18 protein-coding genes are annotated in these 19,194 nt (G+C 38.9%); 10 read left to right on the top strand and 8 right to left on the bottom strand.

Going from position 1 to position 19,194, the window contains the following annotated elements; all coding sequences use genetic code 11:
• The first annotated feature begins 170 nt into the window (after positions 1-170).
• The 5 genes from dacB to ABDZ84_RS11745 all read left to right on the top strand — a co-directional run bounded on the left by dacB (position 171) and on the right by ABDZ84_RS11745 (position 4,643).
• Positions 171-1,691: a D-alanyl-D-alanine carboxypeptidase/D-alanyl-D-alanine endopeptidase gene (dacB, locus tag ABDZ84_RS11765; RefSeq protein WP_425542119.1), complete on the top strand. Its 1,521-nt coding sequence runs from the start codon at positions 171-173 to the stop codon at positions 1,689-1,691.
• Between the two features lie 248 nt (positions 1,692-1,939).
• A complete protein-coding gene (locus ABDZ84_RS11760) occupies positions 1,940-2,701 on the top strand; it encodes an AAA family ATPase (protein WP_026681913.1) in 762 nt (253 codons plus the stop codon).
• Positions 2,702-3,345: 644 nt separating this feature from the next.
• Entirely contained in the window at positions 3,346-3,567 is a 222-nt protein-coding gene (locus ABDZ84_RS11755; protein WP_343781608.1) for a hypothetical protein, read from the top strand.
• 310 nt (positions 3,568-3,877) lie between these two features.
• Positions 3,878-4,231, top strand: a complete 354-nt coding sequence (locus ABDZ84_RS11750) for a hypothetical protein (protein WP_343781606.1) — start codon at positions 3,878-3,880, stop codon at positions 4,229-4,231.
• A 250-nt stretch (positions 4,232-4,481) separates the two neighbouring features.
• Complete coding sequence (locus ABDZ84_RS11745; RefSeq protein ID WP_161629279.1) at positions 4,482-4,643, top strand: GrpB family protein; 162 nt, start codon at positions 4,482-4,484, stop codon at positions 4,641-4,643.
• Positions 4,644-4,745: 102 nt separating this feature from the next.
• Here the strand turns inward: ABDZ84_RS11745 and ABDZ84_RS11740 are convergent, their stop codons facing one another.
• Positions 4,746-5,162 carry a carboxymuconolactone decarboxylase family protein gene (locus ABDZ84_RS11740; RefSeq protein ID WP_026681915.1) on the bottom strand — a complete coding sequence of 139 codons (417 nt, stop codon included), beginning with the start codon at positions 5,160-5,162 and terminating at the stop codon, positions 4,746-4,748.
• Between the two features lie 122 nt (positions 5,163-5,284).
• On the opposite strand from ABDZ84_RS11740, the gene ABDZ84_RS11735 reads away from it, so the two are divergent.
• Complete coding sequence (locus tag ABDZ84_RS11735) at positions 5,285-5,722, top strand: Lrp/AsnC family transcriptional regulator (protein WP_026681916.1); 438 nt, start codon at positions 5,285-5,287, stop codon at positions 5,720-5,722.
• Between the two features lie 830 nt (positions 5,723-6,552).
• Here the strand turns inward: ABDZ84_RS11735 and metA are convergent.
• The 6 genes from metA to ABDZ84_RS11705 form a co-directional block, all read right to left on the bottom strand.
• Positions 6,553-7,461, bottom strand: coding sequence for a homoserine O-acetyltransferase MetA (gene metA, locus ABDZ84_RS11730; RefSeq protein ID WP_026681917.1), 909 nt, complete (start codon positions 7,459-7,461; stop codon positions 6,553-6,555).
• Positions 7,462-7,644: 183 nt separating this feature from the next.
• Positions 7,645-9,096, bottom strand: coding sequence for a carbon starvation CstA family protein (locus tag ABDZ84_RS11725; protein ID WP_343781603.1), 1,452 nt, complete (start codon positions 9,094-9,096; stop codon positions 7,645-7,647).
• Between the two features lie 143 nt (positions 9,097-9,239).
• Positions 9,240-9,971 (bottom strand): LytR/AlgR family response regulator transcription factor, encoded by a 732-nt coding sequence (locus ABDZ84_RS11720; protein WP_343781601.1) that lies wholly within the window; start codon positions 9,969-9,971, stop codon positions 9,240-9,242.
• The gene (locus ABDZ84_RS11715; RefSeq protein ID WP_343781598.1) at positions 9,959-11,710 is read right to left on the bottom strand and encodes a LytS/YhcK type 5TM receptor domain-containing protein; all 1,752 of its coding nucleotides are present in this window, start codon (positions 11,708-11,710) and stop codon (positions 9,959-9,961) included. Before ABDZ84_RS11715 ends, ABDZ84_RS11720 begins: the two co-directional genes overlap by 13 nt.
• A gap of 482 nt (positions 11,711-12,192) precedes the next feature.
• Positions 12,193-13,176 carry a GMP reductase gene (gene guaC, locus ABDZ84_RS11710; protein WP_343781595.1) on the bottom strand — a complete coding sequence of 328 codons (984 nt, stop codon included), beginning with the start codon at positions 13,174-13,176 and terminating at the stop codon, positions 12,193-12,195.
• A 471-nt stretch (positions 13,177-13,647) separates the two neighbouring features.
• Positions 13,648-13,758 (bottom strand): DUF6007 family protein, encoded by a 111-nt coding sequence (locus tag ABDZ84_RS11705; RefSeq protein WP_425542122.1) that lies wholly within the window; start codon positions 13,756-13,758, stop codon positions 13,648-13,650.
• A gap of 485 nt (positions 13,759-14,243) precedes the next feature.
• On the opposite strand from ABDZ84_RS11705, the gene ABDZ84_RS11700 reads away from it, so the two are divergent.
• The gene (locus tag ABDZ84_RS11700; RefSeq protein ID WP_026681924.1) at positions 14,244-14,807 is read left to right on the top strand and encodes an LOG family protein; all 564 of its coding nucleotides are present in this window, start codon (positions 14,244-14,246) and stop codon (positions 14,805-14,807) included.
• Between the two features lie 279 nt (positions 14,808-15,086).
• Here the strand turns inward: ABDZ84_RS11700 and ABDZ84_RS11695 are convergent, their stop codons facing one another.
• Entirely contained in the window at positions 15,087-17,021 is a 1,935-nt protein-coding gene (locus ABDZ84_RS11695) for a BglG family transcription antiterminator (protein WP_343781594.1), read from the bottom strand.
• 236 nt (positions 17,022-17,257) lie between these two features.
• Between ABDZ84_RS11695 and ABDZ84_RS11690 the strand changes: the two genes are divergently transcribed.
• The 3 genes from ABDZ84_RS11690 (at position 17,258) to ABDZ84_RS11680 (ending at position 19,192) form a co-directional block, all read left to right on the top strand.
• The gene (locus ABDZ84_RS11690; RefSeq protein WP_026681926.1) at positions 17,258-17,572 is read left to right on the top strand and encodes a PTS sugar transporter subunit IIB; all 315 of its coding nucleotides are present in this window, start codon (positions 17,258-17,260) and stop codon (positions 17,570-17,572) included.
• A gap of 24 nt (positions 17,573-17,596) precedes the next feature.
• Positions 17,597-18,706, top strand: a complete 1,110-nt coding sequence (locus ABDZ84_RS11685; protein ID WP_343781592.1) for a PTS transporter subunit EIIC — start codon at positions 17,597-17,599, stop codon at positions 18,704-18,706.
• A gap of 138 nt (positions 18,707-18,844) precedes the next feature.
• Entirely contained in the window at positions 18,845-19,192 is a 348-nt protein-coding gene (locus tag ABDZ84_RS11680; protein ID WP_026681927.1) for a PTS lactose/cellobiose transporter subunit IIA, read from the top strand.
• The last annotated feature ends 2 nt before the right edge of the window (positions 19,193-19,194 follow it).

The raw sequence follows: 19,194 nt of genomic DNA, 5'->3' as shown, positions 1-19,194 counted from the left end.
CGTATGCGGAGCTCTTAGCGACTGTAGAAGGGATAAATAAGGTCCTATTTATCTAGGTCTATGGAAGCTTTTTTTATAAAATTTCTAATAAATGCACTATTTTACTGTATAATTAAAATATTCAAATAAAATGAAGGGATGTGGACAAGCTCATGGATTGGAAGAATCACATGAAGAAAGGATTTTTGCTCCTCTTGTTCTTATTTATTACGATAATCCCATTTTTGAAACAGGAGGAGCCCTTATTTGTAAAAGCATCCGAAGATATAACAGCGGCAGAAATGGATGAAGATGCTCCGTTGGATGAAAAGCTTTCCGCTATACTAGCGAATGAGCATCTGGAAGGGACGGTTACGGGTGTTAGCATTAAGCGTGCAGATACTGGTGAACTACTTTATCAACAGAACGGTGACATTCGACTACATCCGGCTTCTAACATGAAATTACTAACGGCAGCAGCAGCTTTAGAAACACTTGGGAAGGACTACCAATTTGCGACAGAGATATTAACGGATGGTAAGCGAAGAGGGAAGGTACTACATGGAAATCTATACTTAAAAGGAAAGGGTGATCCCACCCTCCTCCAAACGGATTTTGTTCAATTTGCTAAGGATTTAAAGAAGCAAGGAATTCGGAAAATTAAGGGAGATCTTGTAGGTGATGATACATGGTATGATGACGTTCGTCTTTCGCAGGATCTGAATTGGTCTGATGAGCCATTTTATACAGGTGCACAGGTCTCGGCATTAACCCTGTCACCAAATGAAGACTACGATGCTGGTACGGTAATTGTAGAAGCAACTGCGAAAGATACTGCCAAAGGAAAAGCGGAAATACGTGTTATGCCAGAGACAGATTATATAACGATTAAAAATAACACGAAAATGGTGGATGCCGGAGAGCCGAGGGATATTTCGATTGAGCGAGAGCATGGATCGAATACGGTAGTTGTTGAGGGTACGATGCCAGTAGAAGGTGCAGCGTCTAGGTCGTGGGTATCGGTATGGGAGCCAACTGGATATGCGCTCGATGTATTTAAAAAATCATTAAAAGCACAGGGGATCTCTTTTATTGGCAACTCCAAGGATACGTTTGCAGCAACACCGGCAGATGCCCAGCTCCTAACATCTAAACAGTCAATGCCAGTAAAGGATTTACTCATTCCGTTTATGAAACTAAGCAATAACGGGCATGGTGAAGTGCTGACAAAGGAAATGGGAAAAGTAATAAACGATGAAGGCAGCTGGGATGAGGGGCTGCAGGTGATCGGAGACGTTATTACCGATTTTGGTGTAGATGAAGACACGATACTACTTCGGGATGGTTCTGGAATGTCGCATAAGAATATGATTCCAGCAAATGATCTTGCTGAATTGCTTTACAACGTACAGGATGAGGACTGGTTCGCTGCTTATAAGGAGTCATTACCGGTTGCAGGTGAAGCAGAAAGGTTAGTTGGAGGTACACTTCGGTATCGAATGACATCAGAGCCAGCAAAAGGAAATGTGACAGCAAAAACAGGATCGTTAACGGGGGTATCCACCCTTTCTGGCTATGTTACAACGAAGGATGGGAAGCCGCTTATTTTCTCCATCATGGTAAATAATTACGTGGGTTCTAGTGCAACGATTAGAGGAGTGGAAGATCAACTAGCTACCACGTTAGCAACACATGAATTTACGGAAGAATAATGAATGCCATGGAGGATGGCTGAGGTATTATGTAAATACAGTAACTAACCTATTTGGAAACCCCTTCGGGAGAAGAATTTGTGTGTGAAAGAGGTTTACTTACGAGAATATTGAATTGTATATTCAGTTATGTCGGAGTAGAGCTGCTTTTTGGGCAGCTCTTTTACGTTGAAGATGGCTATCGCTAAATGTAGCTTGGAATGCTAAAATGAAAAGAAAAAGAGCTCGTTATGCAGAGGTGATTCCCTATGCCTAGATTAACATCTGAAAATACTTTTTTAAAAAGCTTACAGTTAAAACAGGAGCAAGTGCCTTCCTTTGATACATTCCCATTCGATCTACCCGTTATTCGTCATTTGGGAGTGTTAGATTTTCATCCAAATGTTACGTATATCATCGGTGAAAATGGCATGGGTAAATCAACACTGTTAGAGGCAATTGCTGTAGAATTAGGCTTTAATCCAGAGGGAGGTACGCGGAATTTTAACTTTTCCAGCTATGATTCGCATTCACCTTTAGATAACTATATTCGGATTAGTAAAGGTGTCCAGCGCCCGATCGATCATTTTTTCTTTCGTGCAGAGTCGTTTTACAATGTAGCAACGAATATTGAAGTGATGGATAGTCAGCCAATGGCTGGGCCACGTATTATTGACTCCTTTGGAGGTAAATCTTTACATGAGCAATCTCATGGAGAGGCCTTTTTCGCAACTTTTATTCATCGTTTTCAAGGGAATGGTCTTTATATATTAGATGAACCAGAAGCGGCTTTATCACCGTTACGACAAATGTCCATGCTTACGCGCATTCATGAATTAGTAGAAAATGGCTCACAATTTATTATATCCACCCACTCACCAATTCTTATGGCGTATCCACAGTCTCTATTATTTGAATTATCGGATTCGGGTATACGGGAAACGACGTTAGAAGAGACAAGTCATTATGCTATGATGCGGCAGTTTTTTGAGAATAAGGATCGAATGCTCCATCATTTGTTTTACGAGTAGAGCTGTTTGATTTGTCTGGTAAACGTCATATATCCATTGGAAGGAAAGAGGAGACTATCGATAACGGTATAAGCCCTTTAGTTTTCTTGGAAAAATAGAAGGTCATTCAAAAACAAGTGCGTATTCTCAGGCAAATATGGCTATCTCATTTGTTTTTAAAGGGGCTTGGATGTATAAGGATGGAAAATGTCGTGTGTAAGTGTAACCAACAAGGGAAAGGTAAGTGGATATGTCAAGAGTTAAAAAAACAATTTATACGTTAGTTGTGATTCTGGTGATATTAGCGATTTTTTCATTTGTATCTACAAATGTATTATTTAAATAAAGCAATTCATTTGTTTTATTTAATAACCAAAAAGGGAGAGCGTATTGCTCCCTTTTGTTCAAAGTTAAGAAAGTATAAAATCAGTGCAATGACTGCGTTAAGCCAAGTAGTTATTTTGAAATGTTAGATGTATATTGGCAATGCTCCGACTAATTACTTCGCTTTCCGCGGGCACGGCCTCAACTAACTTTGCAAAGAAGAACACGTTGCAAAGTGGATTTTCGGCTTGTGCTAATCCCGCAGGAGTCTACGTAATTCGTCTCCGCTATGCGAAGGTGCAACAATTCTTGTCATAAGTAATAGGTTGACTTTTTTTCCAATGGGTAAAGTAAAAAAATTGCTATCCGTGAGTATAAAAGCAGCTGTGTTACTTCATGCTAGCGTTGTAGAGGCTGGTAATAGCGAAGGCCGGCCACTTCAACTCCTGTGGGAAATGTTTGACCTGAAGATCCACTTTTTTGAGCGGGTTTTGCTAAAAAAGTTAGCTGAAGGACAAACCCCACGGAAAGGGAAGTGGGCAGCCGGAGTGGTGGTCAAGTAAGCAGTAGCTATTATTCCATAATAGCTACTAGAGGGAGCGTAAATCTGAGCATTTAGTGATAAGGATTGAGCGAATTTTGCTCCGTTTTTCTAATGTAAAAAAATCTATTGCTGCGATCGAAGATAATGGTATATAAATTTGCTCCGGAAATATACGTTGCTCCTTGAAGGCGCTTCGTAGCTGGATATCTGAATATAAAGACGAGGGGAATAAGGAAAATCCCTTTATGTCCTAGTATAATCGCCCAATAGTTTTGCTGGGCAAATGCATATCCTATTTTCATAGACAATATGGAAGTGAGGGAAGTTCTATGAATGGAGATTGGAATATGCCTGCGGTGATGCCTCCTGAGCAACAATTTTATGTACAGGAAGATGTTGAACGTAGACCACCATTTGGTCCTGGCCCAGGATTTAAAGGAGGCTTTGGCAGACCACCATTTGGAGGTCCAGGGTTTGGAGGTCCTGGATTTGGTGGCCCAGGATTCGGCGGCCCAGGGTTTGGAAGCTCCGGATTCGGTGGCCCGTTTTTCGGCGGGTTCGGCGTTCCACTAATTGGTGGGTTAGCTGGCGGGCTTTTAGCAGGAACACTTGTGAATGCGTTCGATGATGGTGGCTACGGCTATTATCCACCCCCTTACCCACCGTATTATGGCGGGTATTAGCTAGATCAATGAAGAATAAAGATGAAATAGATAAATGGAAGATGCTTGATTCAAGGTCAGCTGTACTATACTCGTTGTCTGGTTGAATGAAAACCTCTTTATGATATATAAGCCATCACATGATGTATGTGGTGGCTTAGCTATTATTTGCTCCATTAACCGTTGACGGCTAATGAAGCGTTTGCTATCTTGAACAGGATTCATTGAAGGAAACAATATGCTGTGTATTTTATAAGGGAGGGCTCGGGTGATGAAGGTGCGATTAACAGATTACGATAAAAAATGGGTACAAATGTTTGAGCAGGAAGCGCGATTTCTTCGCGAGTTGCTAGGAAGTGAAATCACTACCTATAAAATGAAAAACCTTCCTACTGTTAGATTCGGAAGGTTTTTTTGTCATACACAATTTTAGTATAGCATGAAGAAATATAGTTTATTAGCCGATTTTGTTGAAGATCATTAAAAGCCTTATTAAACAAAAGCAACTAGTTAGGAAGAGCTTTTATATTTAAAATTATTTCTTTACAGGTTCTAATTTCATCATAGCTCCAAAGTACTGTGAAGCAGTAGTAAACGAAATAAAAGCACAAAGTTCACTGATTTCTTCTTCAGTCATGCATTCCTGTAAAACGTTAAAAGTTGAAGTTGGTATATTCCCCCTTAGCTTTAAAAACACCTCCGTAAAAGCAACCGCAATAGAAGTTTTTTCATCAAACTTATCAGGATTAGGTTTACCTTTCACTTTACAATACTCACAACCATTACTTTGGGCTAACGTTCTCCTTATTTGCTCCTTTAATTCAGAAGAAAGCAATCCTCCTTTTTCTAATACTTTCCCTAAATGTGACCATCCTTTCATTACTTCTACGTTGTGTCCTAAAAGTCGTTGAAATGGTGAGTCTCCGAAACTTGATTCCTTAATTCTTGCCATTTAAAATCCTCCTTTGCTATATTTAATTTTAGAAGATTTAATACAAAAATAACATTAAATTTATAATGAGTAATCGATAAATTAATTAAACAATTAACGATATTAGGAGGATTTATTTAAAAATGAAAATTGATAATGTTGACAGAAAGATTTTAGATGAATTACATAAAAATAGTCGCTTATCTATGAGTGAACTTGGAAGAAGAGTTAACCTATCTTCTCCTTCTGTAACAGAACGGGTTAGACAAATGGAATCATTCGGTATTATTAAAAGCTATACATTAGAAATCGATTATGAGAAATTAGGTCTACCTATCCAATGTATAATTGAAGCAACAGTCAAAAATGGGGACTATACGTCGTTCAAAAACTTTATTCTAAAACTCCCAAACGTACATTTTTGTTATCGTATAGCTGGAAATGCTTGTTACATGCTTAAAATGCACTTTGAAAACTTATCAAAAGCGGAGAAATTCATAGAAGAAGTAAATCCGTACGCACAAACTGTAACACATTTTATTTTCTCACAAGTACCAACAGTTCCGCGTTCTGCGAACTAACATTAATATTCCTTTAGGGACTATTCAACTAAACCCTCTCTATAAAGAAAGAAGTATCTAGTGTGATTCCACAATCTGTCCCTTTTATGCTAATAGGCTCAAATCCTTATTCCGAAAGTACTGCAAATGTACACCTTACAAACTATGGATAGATGATTGGTAAGGAAGGTGTAAAATAGAAATAAAGTTATTTCACGTTAATATGCAAACATTATGTACCACAAATTCACCAAGTAAGTCTTAGTGATAGGGTTCATCTTATAAATCGCAACGTAAAAGGTGAAAAAGTCAAAGAATCATGAAAGCCGTATACAGTACCTTTCTTTACGGTTCATAGCAGTAACCCTGTTCATTTAGCCGATAAGAAGCCAATATGCTAAAGATATGATAATTCTATGCTTCGCGCTCATCCAGAGGGAGTCGAACGCTATGGTAGCTAAAAGGAGCGTTTATCAATCCGCTATGATGACACGAGGTTCTACAGCAAAGCAAAGAAGCCCTTTGTAATGAATTGGTATAAAAAGAACCAACATATGTCAGATACCTAATGGAGCATGAGTGGAAGCACCCTTTCTGTGACAGCCACATTTACGAAAGGAGCCAAATCCGTTGGGGAAGAAGGAAAAGTGTTTGAATCAAAGAAAAAATAACTAGAAATGATGTTCATGAAACGAAGCTACTCGGAAATATCCTTCGCTTGCCGTGGGCGGCTGGTGAGCCCCTAATGCTGCGGGATCTCACCGATACCTCCCGTAAGACAGTGGGATGCTATTTACCACACTTGCTTTTTATTTCTAGCTTATCCGTCTTACCGGATGACCATTTTTGGCCTATTTCCATTCATATGGTGTTTCTTGATAGACGTAGTAATTAAGCCAGTTCGAGAACAGTAAATGTGCATGGGAGCGCCAGCGGTTTAATGGTTTTATTTCCGGATTATCGTTGGGAAAGTAATTTTTAGGAACAGCTGCATCGATGCCTTTATTTCGATCGCGATAATATTCGTCCGCAAGCGTAAGATCATCATATTCCAAATGACCAGTAACCATCACGTGTTTTTCATCCTTAGACAAGATAATAAATGGGTCATTGTCTAACGTCGATGACAGGAGTAGCAGCTTATCATTCTTTTCCACTTCCTCCGCTGATGTACCCGTATAACGGGAATGTGGTGCTAAGTATTCCTCATCAAATCCACGGACAAGCTCTACAGTAGAATTTGCCACTGTATGAGAGAGCACCCCTGTGCATTTAGCGGGTAGCTCAAATTTGCCGATACCATAATGATAATAAAGTGCTGCCTGGGCAGCCCAACAGATATGTAAGACAGAGGTAACATGTGTTTTCGACCATTCCATAATTTCAGAAAGCTCTTCCCAGTAATCAACCTGTTCAAAAGGCATGAGCTCCACAGGTGCACCAGTAATAATCATGCCATCAAATCGCTGGTTCTTGATATTGGCAAATGTATTATAAAATTGATTTAAATGGGACGGACTAACTGTCTTTGATTCATGTGTTGCTGTATGAAGGAATGTAACGGTAACCTGTAATGGCGAATTACCTAATAAACGCAGTAATTGTGTTTCCGTGCGTTCTTTTTCAGGCATTAGATTGACAATAACTATATTTAACGGACGAATATCTTGTGTCGTCGCCCGATCCGTATCCATTAAGAAGATGTTCTCTTCCTCTAACACATGACGTGCAGGTAATTGCTTAGGTACATTAATTGGCATGCTATTATCCCCCTTCCGATGATGCTATTTATTATAAAGTAAGATACGGATAAGTTCTATACCTCCTCTGAAAATCGTACAAAGTTTCAAAAGATATACGCAAATGAATAATATGAAGGCATCGTTGTACAAAAAAACAGGGTATTGCTCATTAAGACAATACCCCTTCATAGATAAATTTACTTATGCAGCGCTGTCCCAATTGGAGATATCCTCTTCCAACGGAACATTGTTTGCTCGAGCCTTCTTCGCAGCCTTAAAGAATAGGACAAGTAGGATTATCGTTCCAATGACACCACCGGCCCAAGCAACGTTCATCGGTAAGCCGAAGCCGATTTGCTGGGATAGGATATAGGCGATTACCATAACAAGCATGAATGTACCTGGTATGAGTGAAACAAAGTAATTTTTCTTTGCGATATAAAGATACATCGCTCCTACAAATAGCGCGATCACAGCTGTGGCTTGGTTCGCCCAGCTAAAGTAACGCCATAAAATATTAAAGTCAATTTGCGTTAAGACAACCGAAATAGCAAACAGTGGTAAGGCAATCCATAAGCGGCTGGATAGCTTTTTCTGAGCGATCTTCAGATAATCTGCAATAATCATTCTTGCACTACGAAATGCAGTATCTCCGGACGTGATTGGCAAAACGATGACACCTAGGACAGCAAGTGTTCCACCGATTGCTCCTAGTAATACTGTGGAGGATTCACTTACAATTGCTCCTGGTCCGCCAGCTGCTAAGATATCACTTAGTCCTTGATAGCCATCAAACATGCTCATCGCTGCCGCTGCCCAAATCATTGCAATAATCCCTTCAGCAATCATCATACCGTAGAAAATTTTACGTCCTTCTTTTTCCTTCTTCGTTGTACGCGAAATAATCGGTGTCTGCGTTGCATGAAATCCAGAAAGCGCACCGCAAGTAATGGTAAAAAATAATAAAGGAAAGATAGGTGCATGGTCTGGGTGGAAGTTTTGTAAGGACAGCTCAGGAATCGGTGCACCAGTGACTACTAATCCAACACCAACGCCAAGTGCACTTAGTAATAGCAGTGCGCCAAAATATGGATAGAGTCTGCCAATGATTTTATCTACTGGAAGTAATGTAGCGACAATATAATAAACAAAAATAGCAGCAATAAAGATCCACACGGCAACACTACCATCTGTCAGTAAGTGAAGCAGGCTGGCTGGTGTTGAGACAAATACCGTACCTACTAATAAAAGGAGCAGGACAGCGAATGCATTTACAATATGCTTCATGGCCTTTCCTAAAAATTTACTAGCTAATTCCGGTAAATGGGCACCACGATTACGAATGGAAATCATCCCTGTTAAATAATCGTGTACCGCACCTGCAAAAATACAGCCAACAACAATCCAAATGAAGGCTGCTGGTCCATAGAGTGCTCCCATAATTGGTCCAAATACAGGGCCAGTACCAGCAATATTCAACAGCTGGATAAATGAATTTTTTGCGGTGCTCATTGGAATATAATCTACCCCATCAGCGTTTACATAAGCAGGTGTTGCTCGCTCCTGTTTTACACCGAATAATTTTTCAATGAATTTACCATATGTGAAATAACCGATAATCAGTAGTGCAATTCCAGCTAAAAAAGTATACAACGCGCTCTCCCCCTATTTCTATAAATGAATGCGATTACATAAAGTATAAAAGAAACCTAAGAAAGAAAGGGGGAATGGAGAATAACACGTAGAAAAATCAGATTAACATGTTAGCTTGTTCTATTAAGATGTGAAATAGCTTACTAGATTTCTAAACGCTGTCTTAATGCTTTGGCATAATTCCTGCTTACGGATAACACTTCGTCATGTCCATCTACATGCAGGTGATAGGCACCATTGAACCATGGGGTTAACCGGCTAACATATTCTAAATTCACTAAGAAGCTTTTATGAATCCGGAAAAATCCGTATGCAAGCAGCCTGCTTTCTAATTCCTTTAATGGGATCTTCGTTTCATATTCGCCGGTCTTCGTAATCAGCTTTGTTAATTTATCCACCCGTGACATATAGAGAATTTCTTTTGGCTCCAGATAAAAGATCTCCCCATCCGCCTCAACGGCTAGCTTACCTGTTGGTTTCGTTTTATCGGTCTGCTGGCTAGTAAATAATTTATTTTCAATTCGTTGAATTGTCTCCTGTAATTGCTCCTCATCATAGGGCTTCAGCAAATAATCCACAGCATCATGACGGAATGCCTCCGCTGCAAATTGTGGATAGGCAGTTGCAAACACAATTAACGGTGCATGCTTCAGCTTTCGAATGGCTTCTGCTGCCTTCATCCCATCCATCTTTGGCATTTCTACATCCAAGAAGATAACATCTAGCTGGTGCTGAAGGGCCTTTATCACAGCATCCTCGCCAGACGCAGCTTCATCAACGAGCTGAATAGAAGGAAAGCTGCTTAATAAATGCTTCAATTCATCTCTACTATATAATTCATCATCCACAATAAGTGTTTGAATTAACTGATCCATTGTTGTGACATCTCCTTATAGGGTATGGAAAACTGAATAGAAGTTCCTTGATTAATGCTACTGCTGATTTGCAGCGAAGCATCCTCGCCAAACATAATGCTTAATCTTCTATTTACATTGTACAGGGCCAAGCCACTGCCAGAGGCTGAATCAATAGGCGCTTGAATGACTTGCTCAGCCAGCTCTGTGTTCATTCCCTTGCCATTATCTGCTACATAAATGCAAATTCTATCTTGATTCCGGTTTATTTTTATTTTCAGCATGCAATCTGTTTCTTTATCCTTAAAGCCGTGCTTCATGGTGTTTTCAATTATTGGTTGTAGCGTAAGTGGCGGAATAAGCTGGTTAAGTACACAAGGATCGATTTCATAGCTAACCGTTAATTTATTTTTAAATCGTTCTTCTTTAATGGATAAATAAGCCTTCACATGAGCCAATTCCTGTTGTAAGGTGATCGTGCTTTGGGTCGTAGCTGATAGATTCTGCCTGAGAAAATGAGAGAGAGACATGAGCATTTTCCGGGCTTTACCTGGATCTAAGCGGATTAAGGAGATAGTCGTATTCAGCGTATTAAACAAGAAGTGTGGACGAATCTGTGCTTGAAGCGCTTTTATCTCTGCCTCTTTTGCCAGCTGATAGGCACGATCTACCTCTGCCGTTTCAAGTTGGTGACTAATCATAGAACTAAGTCCTTTAATCAGCTCTTTTGTTACGTTTGTAATCTCCTTTTCCGAGCGAAAATAGAACTTTAAGGTGCCAATTGTCTTTCCGCATTGTCTAAGTGGTGCAATAACTGCTGCGCCTAAGGGGCAATTCGTAACTGCACAATGAATCGACTCCTGATTGGCAATCAAGACCTTCCCCTGTTGGATGGCATCAAGCGTAATCTTTGTTTGGATCGGACTATTGGTACGGTGGTGATCATGTCCAAGCCCAACATGTGCTAATATTTCCGAACGATTCGTAATCGAAACAGCACTCGTTTGAATTTCCTGATGGATAATATGACAAACGGCTTCAGCCGCCGTTGGTGTTAATCCATGCTGTAGGTGAGAAATCGTCTGATCGGCAATACGAAGCGTCTTCTGCGCTTGGAGAGCGCTTACTTTTTCTTCCTCGCTTAATACATTTTTAATGACGAGCAGGAATAGTGCAGATCCAAGCCCATTTGCTAAAATCATGGGAATGCCAATAATGTTCACAAGTGCGCTTGCCTGTTCAAACGGCTGGGCAATCATTAAAATAATTAACATTTGCAGGGACTCCGCAAGCGCACCAATAATAAATGCGGTTTGCAGTCTCACCCGTTTATGCTTTTTATAAAATAGACTAGCAAGGATACTAGCGATTATCGTGGCAAGACCACAGGCAATTGCCGTAAATCCGCCTAAGGTAAATCGATGTAATCCGGCAATGATCCCTGCGCCAATTCCAACCGTTGGACCGCCAAGCAGGCTTGCAATTACCACACCGATAACACGCGAGTTGGCAATTGCTTCATCAGCCGATAGGTCCGCTGCCCAACGGTGAAATTCCAAATTTTCTGTGCTGAGACTAACACCTGAATATGTACCGATAATGCCGAAGAAGCCGAAGAATAGAATGGCGGTAAATTGCTGTCTGCGATTCAGTTGATTTTGATAGAACATACTGCGGAAGAATCGGAACCTTGTTAAGATGAATGCGATCGTAACGAGAATCCCAATCCGTTCTATCATGGTTAATAATAATTCCCACACGGAAATACCCCCTCCTTACCGAGCGGATTTGGCTACATCTAGTATAGCAGTTTTCGTAGAATTGAACGAAAATTTAGGTAGAAGGGTCTAGTGAAAGAGGTGCTATAAGGGGAGCGATCTTGAAAGCCGTATAATCATTTTATGCTTTCATCGTAATTTGACATAGAGGATGCTTCCTGCGGTTATTGTCAGCGTTAATTTATTTTCCGATACATGGTTCTATGGACAGATGCTATTTTCTTAGCAGATCCCTCGGAATCTAGTTTTTTCGGTAAGACGTATTACCATTTCAAAAATAAGCCGAACTATGATCCGGATATAACGTCGTATCCACGGATGCTAGTTCGGCTTCCATTACTTATCTATTTTAGGAGAGCTAGTTTAAAAGATTATCTTATCTGGCGGATCTTACCGACTAGTTGAAAAAGATCCCGGCTATTCGTATGTCCCTTTTGAAATACCAAGTTATTCATCAGCCGTAATTAGTAAACTTTATCCCCATTAAAGATGGAGTTCTTAACGACAACATAGTCTACATGGCGAATCGACTCCAGCTTGTTGCCACCTGCATAAGAAATCGATGATTGTAGATCCTGCTCCATTTCCTTTAGCGTATCTGTAAGGGAGCCTTTATGCTCCACAAGCATTTTCTTTCCCTCTACATTTTTCTTTTCCCCTTTTTGAAATTCAGAGGCAGAGCCGAAATATTCCTTCAGCACCTTACCGTCCCTTTCAATCGTTTCGCCAGGGGATTCCTCATGCCCTGCGAATAATGAACCGATCATTACCATGGTTGCACCAAAGCGAATGGATTTCGCGATATCACCGTGTGTCCGGATGCCACCGTCGGCAATAATAGGCTTGCTTGCTGCTTTTGCACACCAACGAAGTGCCGCCAATTGCCAGCCACCTGTACCAAAGCCTGTTTTTATTTTAGTAATACATACTTTCCCAGGGCCGATTCCCACTTTTGTCGCATCAGCACCAGCATTTTCTAATTCTCTAACCGCCTCAGGTGTTCCAACGTTTCCAGCAATGACAAAGCTTTGAGGTACATGCTGTTTAATATGCTTGATCATTTTAATAACTGCTTCTGAATGACCATGAGCGATATCAATGGTGATATATTCTGGTGTTAGCTGCTCATCAGCTAGTTGCTTCACAAATCCATACTCTTCTTCTTTTACACCAACGCTAATCGAAGCAATTAGGCCTCGCGCTTGCATATCTTTGATAAAGGCAATACGCTTCTCTGGTTCGAAGCGGTGCATGATATAGAAGTAATCATTTTCTGCTAAAAACAAAGCAATCTTTTCATCTATGATCGTCTGCATATTTGCAGGAACGACTGGTAATTTAAAGGTGTTTCCACCTAACGTAACAGTTGTATCACATTCTGCACGGCTATTCACCATACATTTTGCAGGAATTAGCTGAATATCTTCGTAATCAAATACATTTTCCATGATTTACACCCCAAAATCCGAATGATTTTATATAATATATTATGATTGTTCGTCTATTAGTAATGTATCTCATTTTGTAGCAAAAGTCAAAATATAAAATGTAAAGGCTTAACTAATCAATACATGTCACCGATTAACGATGAAAAGAAGTATGATAAGCGCTTAAACCATACACTGTGTAGAAGGTATTATCCTTCTCCTAACAGAGAGGGCAGTAAGCGAGGCACGGTAGGGAAAAGAAAAATTCTCCCCATTCGCTGCATCTATTTTATTGACATAATATCAGTCTGCTTGGTGTTCTTTTAAACACAATAAATACTCCCTTCATAGTAGTAAGAGAATTTTTATTTTCTCTGTCTACGATAAAGGGAGCATATCACAATGGTTCGGATTATTATGTGAATAGAATACTTTTGTCAGATTCATTTTAATCAGGTTGAAAGTCAATGGCTCTTCTTTTTTTTAATGGAGTCAACAATAATGTGAAAAGCCATAGCTAAACCAAAAGCAAAAAATATAAAAAATAACTATGTTTAATAATACACTCCAAACATTATAGCTAGGTAAATAAGAAAATAACATAAACATAGGAACTATAAATATTAAGTCTAATAATCCTATTCTATTAAAATCACTATTTAAATGATTCAATTACAACACCCACTTAGGAAAGTATTTTACAAGCCTGTCTTTACCTCCATACGTATCGACTGTTGTTTGAAATAAATATTTACAAACTGCTCCTCCAGCAAAACTTATTTGCGTATCAAATTCTTTATTTCTAGGAAGGTCACGTAAATCCCTCTCTATCTTGCAAATTCTTTTTTTGAAAAATGGGCGAAAACCACATGACAAGAGTCTAGTAAACAAAAATTTTTATATAAAATCGATTGTAATGAAAACTGCGAATTTACTAAAATGACTAGTAGAGCTGTAGCGTTTATTGAAGGTGCCATTCTCAATAATAATTAGATAAGGAAACATAATAAATTAAAATGCAGCAACTTGATGTGAGAATGATATAATGGAAGTATGACAATCAAGAAATGAGGGTGATGAGGATGGATTTGAAGCGAATTGCTGTATTCTGTGGCTCAAGCGCTGGTCAGGACAGTGTTTATATAGAAAACGCAAAGCAACTAGGTGAAGCGATGGCAGCAAACAATAAAACCTTGGTATATGGCGGTGCCCAGGTCGGTTGTATGGGAGCTGTGGCAAATGCTGTGTTAGATCAAGGTGGCCAAGCGATTGGCGTAATCCCCCAAAAGCTAATGGATGTAGAAATTGCCCATGAGCATTTAACAGAGCTTCATGTAGTAGAAACGATGCATGAGCGTAAGGCAAAAATGGCAGATTTAGCCGATGGTTTTGTAGCATTACCAGGTGGAGCGGGAACGTTAGAGGAATGGTTCGAGGTGTTTACATGGGCACAATTAGGATATCATGATAAGCCAATCGCTTTATTGAATGTCAACGGCTTTTACGATCCACTAATTCAAATGCTAGACCATACAATTGATGAAGGATTTATGAAAAAGGAATATCGCGATATGATTATTGTTGCCGAAGAGCCAGCAGCATTAATTGATAAAATGAATCGTTATGAAGCTAGCTATGTAGTGAAATGGTAGAAAGAGAGGAAGGGAGCTGTCCGAAGAGATAGCTCATCCTAAGGAAGATATATTAACAGGTTAATAATAGAGGAAATATAAGGCTACCTCGAAAGTCTGCATACATTCTTTCATGGTAGCTTTTTTATGATGAAAATATCTATCATATGGCCCAATATATTTAAAATTTAAGGATTACTCAATAGAGAAGGAGATATCCTGTTTTTTCATATACGCACCGTGTTTCGGATATTTAATCACTCATCTCATTTGTTAGTTTGTTTTGTTCTATTCCTAAGATTAAGCGTCATTTCCCATTAATATTGACAATTGGTCAATAAATTCCTGAAAGTTAGTTGATGTTGCAAGTTGGGAAACGTTTGCCGGATTTGTTAACACTTTTATATATTCATCATAAATTTCCCGATAGATCTTTCTTTCCTTTTGGCTCATTGCAATCAGTGAAACAATGCGGACGTTGTCACTTTCTCCCCAATGGATCGGTTGCTTGGGTATAAGAATAGCAATAGTTGTTTGTAAGGCGTCCATTTTCATGGAGTGCGGAACAGCGACAATTTGATTAAACGCTGTGGAAGACATCTTCTCCCGTTTGAGTACATCTCCAAGATAGTTTTTAGGAACAAGTCCATGATCTATCATCTTCTTTCCTAAATAGTTTATTGTTTCTGTTTCATTGGCAAATGATTTACCTCGGACAAATAGACGCTCATCAAATAGTGAAAGTAGTTGTTGCTTCATTCTTGCTCTAGCCTTGGCTGCTTTTAAGCGCTCTATTTCATCGCGAATCTTTATCAAGTCATAGTCTGATACAAAAGGACTTATCGTTAGCGTAGGAGTATTCCCAGAAGCGGTTGTCGGCATTGTAGTGATGATCATATCTGCATTCATTGATAACTGATAATCCATTTGCGTAATTACCTGTTTGAATGTTATCTGATTGCCAACATGCTTTCGTATTTTTTTCTGTATATCTTTGTGTATATCATAATAGCCGGGAGTAATTAGGATAGCCTGAATCTTTGTCATTGTATGTTGTTTTAATTCTAGGCAACTCCCAACATGTAAGGCTATATACGTGATTTCATCCTCAGGTAGCTTTACATGCTCCTCTTCCGTGATGATGTTTGAAATAAATACCGCTAGATCATAAATAAGCGGAGAGGAGGTTTTAATAGTCTGGGTTAACGGGTTCTTGGATGAAAATCCACTCGCCGCCCTTACCGACATATTTTTAATATGCAGGGCAAACTTTGCTTGAAATTCTTCATCGGCAAGATCAACTAGATAGCTATCGTTAACCTTTTCGATAATCTTTTGTACTAAATGGATGTACTTATCATTGATAAAGCTGTTGAATAGATTAGTTGAGCGCTCATCTTTTAGATTAATGGTAGTTTTACTTGCTAATAATGATTGCAGGTAGTTCATTTCAGCATTACTAATAAACACATGAAAATAGTCTTCTATCAAATGTTTAACCTCAGTTAGCACCTCGGCTGGAATTAACGGCTGTTCAAATTCATATGAAAATTTTTGGATATATTGTTCGTCCTTGATACGTTCAATCGAGATGACGATATGGTAGATAATGTTACCAATGGTATATTCATTAATGTCTAAGCCATGATTATTTAAGATTTGTAACAGGCGATCGCGAAACGCATGAAGGTCATAATCATACACCTCTTCCAAATCAATAATATTATAAAAGGTTGTATTATATTCTTTAAAATAAATGACACTCATCAGTTTACGCTTATTTCTTTCCAAACCACTCAAGGAGAGCTGATCTTTTTTTCGACATAGCTGTAAATCAAAGTTTTTTAAAAATGATCGACAGCTTTGCATATCTCTTTCCACCGTAGGCATACTGATATGGAGGTAATCACTTATTTCAAAGAGGTCGATCCCCTCTGGCAGTAAGACAAGCTGTTGTAACATATAATACATACGTTGTGACGGCGTTTGAATAACGGATCGGCTTGCTTCAGATTTTTTCTCATGAGGCATATCATTCTTCCGAAAACCAACGAAGCGATAACCAAGATGAGAGGATTCAATGTGTACATCGGATGAAGGATGATTGAAAAGCGAGATATAATTTCTCAACGTACGCGGTGAAATATTCAAGAGTTCTGTTAGCTCTTTTGTTTGGACCCAATCATTTTTCTCCTGCAAGTATTCAATAAGTAATTCCTTCTTATCCTTACGCATGAAGGCACCCCCACTTCCTTCTAGTATTTGTTCAAAAAAGAGTAGCCGATTCGAAACAATAACGTGCAAAGCCTTCTCAACCATTTCTTCTCAAACCTTATTATATTATAGCTTACCCTATTTTTTAGTCATTTTATAATCAGCTTTTTGCCGAACAGTAGGCAATAAGTTGATTGGTAAACCTATAAGGATTTGTTACATAATTACAGTACAACAAGTAATGAGGAGGAGCTTCAATGGAAAAAACAGCACTTTTAATTTGTAGTGGAGGAGCATCTAGTGGATTTTTGGCTCAGAATATACGGAAAGCGGCGAAAAAAAGAGGAATGGAAATCGAAGTAATTGCTCGCGGAGAATCTGAATTAAGAGAATATATGAATCAAATTGACGTTGTACTCATTGCCCCACACCTTAGCTATATCCAACAGGATATCGAACAGCAGCTAAATGGAAGCGGCATTCCTTGCACACTAATTGATCCATCCACATATGGCCTGCTAGATGGAGAAAAGGGCTTAGATATTATTATTCATCAACTCGAAGAAAAATAATAATCATAGAGGGTGAAATATAGCATGAAAAAATTTATTCAATGGATGAATGAATCATTTGCACCTCGGATGAACAAAATCACAAGAAATGCTTGGGTTTCAGCTATTCAAGAAGCAATTATGGGTGTTTTGCCACTTATTCTCGTAGGCTCTTTAATAACACTGATATCGATTTTAAATGATTTTATTTCTGGTATGCCTAACCTACAGCCAATAAGTGATTTTTCGTTTGGATTAATGAGCTTATTTATTGCATTTTTAACTCCCTATTTCATTATGGATAAGTTAAAGAAAACAGATAGGCGACTAGTTGCTGGATTAACTGGGGCAGCGATGTTTTTAATGTTACTCGCACCCGAATTTACGGATGAAGGAGCCATATCCTTTGCTTTTGAAAGGTTTGGAGCGAATGGTATGTTTGTTTCGTTATTTGTCGGGCTATTAGTCGGATTTGTCTTTTATCAGTTTAGTAAATTTTCTTTTTTTAAAAGCTCTAGTTCACTACCTGATTTCATTATCGTATGGTTTGATACCATTTTGCCTATAACATTATTGTTGCTTGGCGGATGGCTATTCACATTTGTTTGGGACTTTGACCTTTATCTGGTAATTATTAGCCTGTTTGAGCCTTTAAATCAAATTGGTCAAAGCTTTGTCGGGTTTGTATTAATCACGTTTTTATGTGTGTTTTTATATACGTTTGGAATTAGCCCTTGGGCGCTTTACCCGATCATTTTTCCGATCTGGGTTTCGGGTGTAGAACAAAATGCCGCTAATGTAAGCCAAAGCATACAGCCGGAAAACATTCATGTGTTTGAAACAATGATGGCATGGGTATGGATTGGCGGAATGGGTACGACACTTCCTTTAGTTGTGCTCATGGTGTTGCTCGCTAAATCGAAGCACTTAAAAGCCATAGGACGAGTAACGATAGTACCTTCTATTTTTAATATTAACGAACCGGTTATCTTCGGATCACCTATTGCTTTTAATCCGATTCTCATGGTGCCGATGTGGCTAAACGGAATCATCATACCAGTTATTACGTATGTTGTTTTAAACCTTGGGATGGTTACGATACCATCAGAGGTATTGCAGTTATGGTATTTACCAGTGGAATTTCTACTTTCTTAGTTAATACTGATTTTCGAGGATTGATTTTATTAGTTCTTATTCTAGTAGTATCATTTATCATTTGGTATCCATTCTTTAAAGTTTATGATAATCAAAAGGTTAAAGAAGAGGCTACGGAGTAGTAAAGGAGGCTGTTTTATGGAAAAGAATACGGAAAATATTCATGAGGTTGCAATGAAAATTATTTTGGCAGCCGGTAATGCACGAGAAGAGATTCAAGCAGCATTAAAGGAGATGGAAGTCTTTGCTTTCACAACTGCTGAAGAAAAGTTGGCGCAGGCTAAAGAGCATATAACAACGGCTCATTCTGTACAAACAGATACGATTCAAGGTGAAGCCAGAGGAGAGGAAATTACGTTCTCGCTATTATTTACGCATGCTCAGGATCATCTCATGACGGTGATGAGTGAGTGGAATACGGCAAAAAATCTAGTAACGATCTGTCGCGGTCTCGATGAGAGAATTAGCCGTCTAGAGAAAAAATAATG

The organism is Virgibacillus salarius (assembly GCF_039521925.1).
Taxonomy (GTDB): Bacteria; Bacillota; Bacilli; order Bacillales; family Amphibacillaceae; genus Virgibacillus; species Virgibacillus salarius.
The sequence above is the reverse complement of the archived record's forward strand: the minus strand, read 5'-3'. Positions and strand labels throughout refer to the sequence as shown.

Coding starts and splice junctions, on each gene's coding strand:
- ABDZ84_RS11755 (WP_343781608.1), top strand. CDS start 3,346: ATGGGTAAAGTAAAAAAATTGCTATCCGTGAGTATAAAAGCAGCTGTG.
- ABDZ84_RS11745 (WP_161629279.1), top strand. CDS start 4,482: ATGAAGGTGCGATTAACAGATTACGATAAAAAATGGGTACAAATGTTT.
- ABDZ84_RS11740 (WP_026681915.1), bottom strand. CDS start 5,162: ATGGCAAGAATTAAGGAATCAAGTTTCGGAGACTCACCATTTCAACGA.
- ABDZ84_RS11690 (WP_026681926.1), top strand. CDS start 17,258: ATGGAAAAAACAGCACTTTTAATTTGTAGTGGAGGAGCATCTAGTGGA.
- ABDZ84_RS11685 (WP_343781592.1), top strand. CDS start 17,597: ATGAAAAAATTTATTCAATGGATGAATGAATCATTTGCACCTCGGATG.
- ABDZ84_RS11695 (WP_343781594.1), bottom strand. CDS start 17,021: ATGCGTAAGGATAAGAAGGAATTACTTATTGAATACTTGCAGGAGAAA.
- ABDZ84_RS11705 (WP_425542122.1), bottom strand. CDS start 13,758: ATGTTATTTTCTTATTTACCTAGCTATAATGTTTGGAGTGTATTATTA.
- dacB (WP_425542119.1), top strand. CDS start 171: ATGAAGAAAGGATTTTTGCTCCTCTTGTTCTTATTTATTACGATAATC.
- ABDZ84_RS11760 (WP_026681913.1), top strand. CDS start 1,940: ATGCCTAGATTAACATCTGAAAATACTTTTTTAAAAAGCTTACAGTTA.
- ABDZ84_RS11735 (WP_026681916.1), top strand. CDS start 5,285: ATGAAAATTGATAATGTTGACAGAAAGATTTTAGATGAATTACATAAA.
- ABDZ84_RS11750 (WP_343781606.1), top strand. CDS start 3,878: ATGAATGGAGATTGGAATATGCCTGCGGTGATGCCTCCTGAGCAACAA.
- guaC (WP_343781595.1), bottom strand. CDS start 13,176: ATGGAAAATGTATTTGATTACGAAGATATTCAGCTAATTCCTGCAAAA.
- ABDZ84_RS11680 (WP_026681927.1), top strand. CDS start 18,845: ATGGAAAAGAATACGGAAAATATTCATGAGGTTGCAATGAAAATTATT.
- metA (WP_026681917.1), bottom strand. CDS start 7,461: ATGCCAATTAATGTACCTAAGCAATTACCTGCACGTCATGTGTTAGAG.
- ABDZ84_RS11720 (WP_343781601.1), bottom strand. CDS start 9,971: ATGGATCAGTTAATTCAAACACTTATTGTGGATGATGAATTATATAGT.